The following is a 1,649-nucleotide window of genomic DNA, read 5'->3' as shown; positions in this document are numbered from 1 at the left end:
GCCCGGCGCAGCCAGAAAGAGTTCCTGAACAAGAGCAAGCCGGATACGGCCAAGGAGCCTATCCGCTTTCTGAAGGGGGTGACCTTTGGCGAGGCTGCCGGCGGCAAGCCCTGCGGCAGCGTGGACGGTGAGGGTAATGCCGAGTACCTGACCGCCGTGATCCGCGAACTGCTGCGCAGCGTCAGGTTTGTTGACGGGCTGACCGGTGAGGGCTGGCAGATCTGGATAGACCAGCTGACGGGGCTGACGAACCTGACCGTGGACAAGATTACGGCCCGTCAGAGCCTGGTGGCGCTGGAACTGCTGATACAGCAGATCCGCAGCGTGTGCGGGCAGATTGTGGTGTCGGCCGCCAACGGCAAGATCAAGGACGTGGTGAAACAAGGCGACAACTACCGCATCCTGTTCGAGCAGGAAAGCGGCTTCGTGGCCCATGACCTGATGCGCTGTGCCGTTACGAGCGGTTCAAAGCTAAAATCCTACTGGGTGGAGGTGGCCTCGGTGATAGCCGGCGGTGTGCTGGTCCCGGTAAGCGAGTTTGGCGGGGTGAAGCCGGAGGCAGGAGATGAATGCGTGCTGATGGGCAACACGGAAAACCCGCTCCGGCAGAACCTTATCTCCATTGCGGCCACGGAGGACGGGCAGCCCCGTATCGACATCCTGGACGGTGTGAAAGCCAAGCACTTCAACGGCTGCCTGCGCTGCCGGCTTGGCAATCTGGACGGGATAAAGAGCGACGCTTTCCCGGCAGACAACCAGCCGCACGGCAACGGCCTGTGCGCGGATAACGCCTATATACGGGGCACATTCATCCTGATGACCGGCGAGGACATATTGACACGCTTTGAGATAACCGAGGGCAAAATCCATTCAGCTGTGGAGGGCTTGCGCAAGGAAATACGCGAAGACCAGAGCTACCTGGACAACAGCAGTTTTGCCGACGGCATGGACAAATGGAAGACGGGCAGCAAGGCCACGCTGTTCACCCTGGGCGGACGCTGGATCTGGGCGAACGGCGGTCCCTACGGCACGAAGCCGGACGGCCATGCCGAGATACGGACCGACGGCAAGGTGCCTTATGCCTATATCCGGAACAGCTATATCATGCAGAAACTGGAGGACTTCCGCCTGGTACCGGAGTACCGGCAGACGAACAGCCAGGGCGAACGGGTGCCCGGCGTGGTGTATCTGTCGTTCAGCTACCGGGTCATCAAGGCCGGAAGGCTGAAGATAGAATTTGTGGGAGCCGACAAGACCGGGTTTGAGAACTTCAACATGTTCGGTCATGAAGAAGACCTGCCCGTGGGCGGTGAGAAGATGTTCACGCTGGACGGCCTTTGGAACGGAACGGGCGATTTCAAGCTTTCGTTTACCGGTATCATCTACGTGTCGCTGCTGGTGTTCTCCACCAACAAGGCGGACGCGCTGAGCTACAAGTACCGCACGCTGTTCGAGCAGAGCGAGCGGCTGGTGAAGATTTCGGCCGCGGTGTTTGACAAGGACGGTGAGGCGCTGAAAGAGACCGGGCTTGTCATAAAGCCTGAAGGTTCCGGCTTGTATGCGCAGGACAACACAGGAAAGATTGCCCTTATCGGGGTGAGCGTGGAGGAAGAGGACGAGTACGGAAATACCGTGAGCAAAATCAAGCT

Annotated in this window: 1 pseudogene; it reads left to right on the top strand. The window is 59.3% G+C overall.

The annotated features are described in order from the left end of the window. A pseudogene (locus LPH68_RS26135) lies at window positions 1–1,649 on the top strand (hypothetical protein); the annotation flags it as partial.

Source organism: Bacteroides sp. 1_1_30 (assembly GCF_020982715.1).
Taxonomy (GTDB): Bacteria; Bacteroidota; Bacteroidia; order Bacteroidales; family Bacteroidaceae; genus Bacteroides; species Bacteroides xylanisolvens.
The sequence above is the reverse complement of the archived record's forward strand: the minus strand, read 5'-3'. Positions and strand labels throughout refer to the sequence as shown.